This window comes from Microcoleus sp. CAWBG58, from assembly GCF_020883045.1.
Taxonomy (GTDB): Bacteria; Cyanobacteriota; Cyanobacteriia; order Cyanobacteriales; family Microcoleaceae; genus Microcoleus.
In genome coordinates, this window is record NZ_JAHRFA010000083.1 from 22,901 (window position 1) to 29,453 (window position 6,553).

Annotated in this window: 5 protein-coding genes; 4 read left to right on the forward strand and 1 reads right to left on the reverse strand. The window is 45.6% G+C overall.

Translation table 11 applies throughout. The features are described from left to right. Nucleotides 1-91: 91 nt before the first annotated feature. Nucleotides 92-2,485 (reverse strand): GAF domain-containing protein, encoded by a 2,394-nt coding sequence (locus tag QZ918_RS27090; protein ID WP_293340651.1) that lies wholly within the window; start codon nucleotides 2,483-2,485, stop codon nucleotides 92-94. A 419-nt stretch (nucleotides 2,486-2,904) separates the two neighbouring features. Here QZ918_RS27090 and QZ918_RS27095 point away from each other — a divergent pair, with 419 nt between their 5' ends. The 4 genes from QZ918_RS27095 to QZ918_RS27110 all read left to right on the forward strand — a co-directional run bounded on the left by QZ918_RS27095 (nucleotide 2,905) and on the right by QZ918_RS27110 (nucleotide 6,388). Beyond that, on the forward strand, nucleotides 2,905-3,042 hold the full coding sequence (locus QZ918_RS27095) for a hypothetical protein (protein WP_293340653.1): 138 nt from the start codon (nucleotides 2,905-2,907) through the stop codon (nucleotides 3,040-3,042). A 51-nt stretch (nucleotides 3,043-3,093) separates the two neighbouring features. Further along, nucleotides 3,094-3,873 (forward strand): calcium-binding protein, encoded by a 780-nt coding sequence (locus QZ918_RS27100; RefSeq protein WP_293340655.1) that lies wholly within the window; start codon nucleotides 3,094-3,096, stop codon nucleotides 3,871-3,873. A 239-nt stretch (nucleotides 3,874-4,112) separates the two neighbouring features. Next, nucleotides 4,113-4,718, forward strand: coding sequence for a Uma2 family endonuclease (locus QZ918_RS27105; protein WP_293340657.1), 606 nt, complete (start codon nucleotides 4,113-4,115; stop codon nucleotides 4,716-4,718). 164 nt (nucleotides 4,719-4,882) lie between these two features. Further along, nucleotides 4,883-6,388 (forward strand): tetratricopeptide repeat-containing S1 family peptidase, encoded by a 1,506-nt coding sequence (locus QZ918_RS27110; protein ID WP_293340659.1) that lies wholly within the window; start codon nucleotides 4,883-4,885, stop codon nucleotides 6,386-6,388. The last annotated feature ends 165 nt before the right edge of the window (nucleotides 6,389-6,553 follow it).

Sequence of the window (6,553 nt, forward strand, 5' to 3'; positions counted from 1 at the left end):
CTGGGTCAGGCTTGCACTCATCAATAGACATTTTGTAGGGTGCGCCGCAGCGCACCTTACTCGTAGTAATTGCTGTTTGAGTTAGCGATTTTCAATCTTGTACGACCGTAACTTCACTGATATGAACAATTGCTTCGGGCTCCGGTAAAATACGGACGCGGGCGAATTTTAAACCGCTGACTCCTTGCAGTGATTCTACCATCCCCGTCTGCACTTTTGCTTCTACCCAACCTTCGCGAGACAAGTAGCGCAAGTATTGTTGGTACTCTTCCCATTCGTCTTCGGTTGAATAAACTACGGTTAGCATTCCTGATTGGGTAATTCGCTCTTGTGCGTCTTTGTCAACGGCTTTTTCGATGCGCTTTTTGACGAGTTCGTAGCGGATGTCGCGCGTGCCTTTGACATCAAACATTTTTTCGGTATTTTCATTATGAAAAATGTCGATGGTGGTATTTTGTACTAAGACTAAATGGGCTAGTTCCATGTTAATTTGAGACTCGGCTTGCAGGCGAAAAACTGTGCGACCGCAGTCGCAAATTGCTCGCAGTTGTTCGTACCGCAAACTGTGCAAATGAAATTGGCTGAATTTGGGATCGATCGCCTTTCCGACATATATCATGTGATCCATGCCGTCGGTGCATTCGATGTCGCAGTAGTGGGGGAGGATTTGCTGCATTTTTTCTTGCCAGCGGGCCCAGGTTTCTTGGAGTTTGGTGCTGATTAGGTTTAACATTTGATCGTAGCGGTTACGATCGCCATAAACGCAGTTGTGTTCGTTATCGCAGGCGGCTTGGTAAGCTTCAACTGCTGCCTGAACCGTGGGGCTACACTGCACAAAGTAGTCAAAATACACTTCTAAACGCTCGTTTAAATATTCGGCTGCTCGCACCTCCATATCGACTGTGACTTTTTCTTTTAAATGCTCGATGTAGTCGAGCAAGTCGAGCCGCAGTTGCTCGCCGAGGTGGGTAGTTTGTGCTTGACAAACGGCATCGGCTATGGCTAAACCTAAGCGGAATTGTTCGAGCAAATCTGTTTGAATGGCTCGGTTTCTTTCGTCGCTGGAACCGCGAATGTCAGAAATTCCGTAGAGGGGATGAACGTCTGCAAATACGATCGTCTCTTGGGGGAGTCCCCAACTGCGCCTTTCTGCTTCTTGGGCGAAGCGCCACTCGACTGCGGGATGAATGTTGTGAATGTGGGTAAACCGCTGCTGGATGGCTTGCCGCAGGGCTGCAATGAAGGCGGGAATGAGTTCTTGGGCGTGTTGGGCGTCAATGTTGTTGAAGTGGTTTGCCCGATCGCACAACAGCCCCACAACGCCCAAAATCCGCAGCCCGCAGCCCTCGCGGGTGACTGATTTGACTACCAGGGGCACCAGCAGCATCGATTGGGTGCCCATTTTCCGCAAAGTTCGCTCGCACTCGGTGCGGCACTCGCGACGCAAGTCTGGGACGTTCCAAACTTGATTTGCTGCGGTAGCCTTGAAAAAGTGAGAAGTTTCTAGGGACTCCATTGAATAAGCAACCGGCTGCAAATGATGCCCGTCTTTAGCAACTAATAGCTGTACCTGTTCGCCGTCGGGGCGCAACAGCAAAGTGCCGTCAGCATTAAAGAGCGATCGCAAATAGCGATCGATTCTCTCAAATTTGTCAGGGCGCAGCATGGAATCGCGATCGATCAATAACTGAGTCAGGCGGCGAATTTGCTCCTGCACCGTGACATCAAAACCTTCTAGCAGCAGCAAACCTTCGATGCGGTAATTATCTAAATTTAGTCGATCGGCTAAACTTCCCAATTGATTGGGCTGCATCAGCCAAGCTTCCCGTTCTGCAACAGGCATTAAATTTAAGGGAAGATCTGCAAATTCATCTTTTTTTGAATTAATCTGAGTAATTTTCAACTGTTCCGAACCCAGCCAAAATTCAATAAATCTAGATTCATCCTGTTGCGGATTTTTAATGCTCACCGTGACAGGTTCATCTAGCACCCGCAAACCATCGAGGCTTATTTCATAAAATTGCTTAAATACCCAGTGTAAAAGGTGGCGGCGGTACAATTGTTCTACTATTTTTGCATCACAATCCTCGAACAGTTCTAGCAAAGAGATCCCTGTTTCTGTAAACCAACCGTTATGAGATTGAGTTACCAAAGGCGTTCCCTCCCAGCCCGCCAAGCGACAAAATGCCGCGTTAGCGTAACGCAGAGCAAAAGTTCCCGGTTCCATCACTGCGATTAAAACGCGGCGATCGCCCAAAAATTGAAACAGTCGCTCTAAATCTTGTTTCCAAGTTTTCAAGCGTTCAATTTCCGCAGATTGAGTCGGTACTTGAGCCGTCAAAGCTTCGAGTAGCTGTTCCACGTCTGGTTCGTTGGGCAGATGCTCACTGTCTTGCTCTGTCGCAATGATATCTGGATCTGCCGTTGGCAGTGATTTTACGGAGTTGTTATTGTTTTGAGAGGAAGATGATTTGGGAGTAGGCATGAGTAAAACACCTGAAAGCGGTAGATTTTGTTAAACAATGTGAGCGATCGGCGATTTATGGATTTGTCAAGAACTTAGAGCCTGTTTGTAAAGCTTCTGTGTATGTATCCGAAACTAAGTATTTTCCCGGAGGATAGGTTCCGAAATTTTTACTTTTGTTCACAAACAAGTTCTGAGTCTTGACGTTATAAGTGATATTAACGTGTTTGCGACCTGGCTGGTAACACCCATTATAAGTGATGTGCCGTAGTGGATAGTGTCAGCGACTAATGCTATAGCGGTTCTCAGAAAGATCGGGTACGTTGTTGGGCTTCAGCCCTCTTAGTTTATGTGGTTATAGAAGCTGTCAGTCATACTTCATCTTTTTGAGAAAGGCTATATTTGACTTAGAGGCGAGATATATGGCAACTTTCCGTTGAATGAAGAACAGGCCCGGTAATTGGGCATTGAGAATTGAATTGGTAATTGGTAATTGGCAAGTGGCAAGCAGGTTGCGAGGCACTAATTTAGCCAATCAAACTTTGCAAAAAGCCACTAAAGTTGCTATTTGGCAATAAAATAATTAAAATATATAATACAGGTAGGAGCACTTTTGAAAGGACATATCTATGGCTTTAACGCTTAACAATCTCATCAGCGATTTCAATGGATTTCCTGTATTTGCTGGCGGCGGGCCGCGTCTTTTGGGATTCGCTACATCAGATGACATTGACGTAAACGATGGAAATTTGTCGTCTTTTCCCTGGGGAGTTTGGGGACTAGACGGCAACGATACGATCGCAGGTTCGTCGGATTCCAACGAACGCCTGTTAGGGAATAATGGGGACGATATTATCGGTGGTGGCGGCGGAAATGACATCATTTACGGCGGTAAAGGTAACGATGGTGTGGATGGAAATGATGGCAACGACGTAGTTAGGGGCGACAGCGGCAACGACCAGATCTTTGGAGGGCCCGGGAACGATATCCTGCGGGGAGGGCAAGGAGACGACGATTTAGACGGCAATGACGGCAACGACTTCTTGGCGGGCGATCGGGGAGTGGACGTGCTCACAGGAGGGCTTGGTGCGGACGTATTCGTCCTCAGAAGCAACGAACAGTCTGGAGTCAATGGAGCCGATATCATTACCGATTTTAACTTTGACGAGGGCGATCGCATTGGTTTGACAGATGGTTTAACAGAATTAGACCTCATCTTCACTGACGACAACTTGATTGCTTACGACAATGACGGAATTATCAACGACATGGTGATTGAAAACGCCAGAAATGGACAGATTGTCGGGATAGTTTTAAACACAAATAGCTTTGAACTTACTGGTGCCTTTGAACAAGCTAGTCCGTTTGCTTTGGCGGTAAACGGTACTCAGTTCCAGTTTTTAGCTTAGATATTTGTAGGCTGATTTGAGGGGCGATTTCCTACGGAATAACTCCACTTCACTGGCTTTTTTTGAGTGGGAATATGGGAAAGATTGGTGGTGTTAACAAATCTTTCCCGCAGTCCGACAATCCGGCAGGGGTTTAAACCCCTGGCGGTATTTCGGGCCCGAGCGATATTATTGAGATTTCATTGAGAGATTGTTCATGCTAATTTAGAAGTAGCAACTCACACTCGGGGAAAATATAAATGACCGCTACAACTCACCCCCAATTGACTGCACTCCCAGAACAGCGGTTGATTTTGCCGCTATCAATGACTTGGGAACAGTTCAAAGCTTTAGATTCCTTGCTAGAGTATACTCGCAGCGTTCGCTTGTCTTACTTGGACGGATATGTAGAAATTATGACACTTTCGCCGGAACACGAAACCATTAAATGCCTGCTGGCATTGCTGCTAGGTCAATTCTTTTTAGAAAAAGATATTAGTTTTAGACCGACGGGTAGCGCTACACTCCAAGGGGAAACAAAAGGCAGCAGCAAGGAACCAGATTTATCTTACTACTTTGGCGAAGACCGGCGGAGACGAGAAACACCCGATTTGGCGATCGAGGTTGTTTTTACTAGCGGAACTATTAATAAACTGGAATATTACAGACGATTTAACGTAGCGGAAGTGTGGTTTTGGGAAGATGGAGTGTTTTCGATTTACCAACTAAACTCTGAAGGCTACGATCGCATTTCGAGGAGTATGCTTTTGCCAGATTTGGATCTAGAATTGCTGGGGAGATGCCTGCAAATGTCGGAAGAGAAAGAAGCGTTGAAAGTGTTTAGGGATGCAGTTCGAGCTTCCTAATCTAGAATATCTACAAGTAAAATATGGCAAAAGTACGAAATGTACGAAATGTCATAAAAATCGCGATCGGCTGAAAACTTCCTCAAGCGTTTCTGGTTTTCAGGCGTTTTATTTTCATCTATACTATTCGGAGTATAAAAAATCTTAGTCTTCAGCGATCGTCTATGAATAGGGATTATTCGCGCTTTGATTCCCTCACCAGCATCCTAGCAGGAACAGTAACGGTAGCAGGAATAGTCGTCTTTGCAGCAGCACCAGTTTTTGCTAAAACTCCCCAAGAAATTGCCCAAGTAGCGATTTCTGTCACCGTTCAAATTAACGGTCAATCTTCAAATGGAGTGAGTAGTGGGACTGGATTTATTATTGCTAAACAAGGTACAACTTATACTGTACTTACAGCTAACCACGTTGTTTCTAATGCTAAATTTACCTATACAATTCGCAGTTCTACGGGAAAAGATCATCAAGTAATTCGTGTAGTTCGCTTGCAAAAAAGTGACAATGATGCAGATTTAGCCGTCGTCACATTTAACAGCACAGAATCTTATCCAGTCGCAACTTTAGGCGATTCGGAACAAACGACTGTTGGTACGCAAATTTTTGTGTTTGGCTATCCGGCGAATAGTCTGGGAAATAGGTACGGAACTCAGCGCAATTATGAGTTTTCACCGGGCTATGTTACCAGTCGTATTCCGATTCATAAACGCGGTTATACATTGCGCTATAATGCTGTAACTAAAGGTGGAATGAGTGGAGGCCCTGTATTTGATGGGGAAGGGCGCGTTGTTGGGGTTCATGGAGAGGGGGAACTAGATTTTGCCACCAATAATGCTGGATCGTCTATAGATCAACTGACTACCAAGACTGGTTTTAATTCAGCGATTCCAATCAATACTTTTTTGGCTAAATTGTCGGATGCGGGATTAAATCGATCGACTCTTTCCATCAATACGTCTCCAACCGCGAATGCACCTCTGAAACTGAACAATCCCAACGATGCTAAAACTTATTATGTTCGCGGTTTAACTCGGTTTGACAAGGGAGATTTGTCAGGGGCTGTAGCAGATTTCAACCAAGCAATTCAAACTCAATCGGATTATGTGGATGCTTATTTCTATCGGGGACTTGCTTATTTTGATTTGAGACAAATGCCCAAAAGTATCGCTGATTATAGCAAGGCGATCGCCCTTAATGCCAGTTATGTCGATGCTTACTACAATCGGGGGCTGGTTTTGTCGGCATTGGGGGATAAACCGGGGGCGATCGCCGATTATACTCAAGTCATCCGCTTGGATCGAAACTTTGCACCAGCTTACAACAACCGAGGATTGGCGCTTTCAGACTTGGGCGATCAAAAAGGGGCGATCGACGATTTCAATCAAGCGCTGCAAATTAATCCCGGTCGCGCTAACACTTATTTTAACAGAGGATTGGCGCTGTTTCGCATCAATAACGATCGCTCTGCTTTAGCTGATTACACTCAAGCAATTCAACTCAATCCCAGTTATGCCAAGGCTTTTGCTAACCGAGGCATTACGTTAGTGAGAATGGGAGACAGACAAGGGGCGATCGCAGATTTGCAGCAAGCGGCTCGTTTATTTAGGGCTCAAGGCATGAGTGCAGATGCTCAAAAAGCATTAGATGCGATCGGGCAATTGCAAAGGCAATAAACTGCATGATATCATCGACTAATATTAGGGCAATTAACCCTGTAGGGGCGGGTTCGCCAACCATATTTGACACAAACAAACAGGTGAAATAAACCCGCCCCCACCCCACCATTTGACGCTCGAACACGCAAAAAATAAACCCGCCACAATCCCACGAATAGGGGA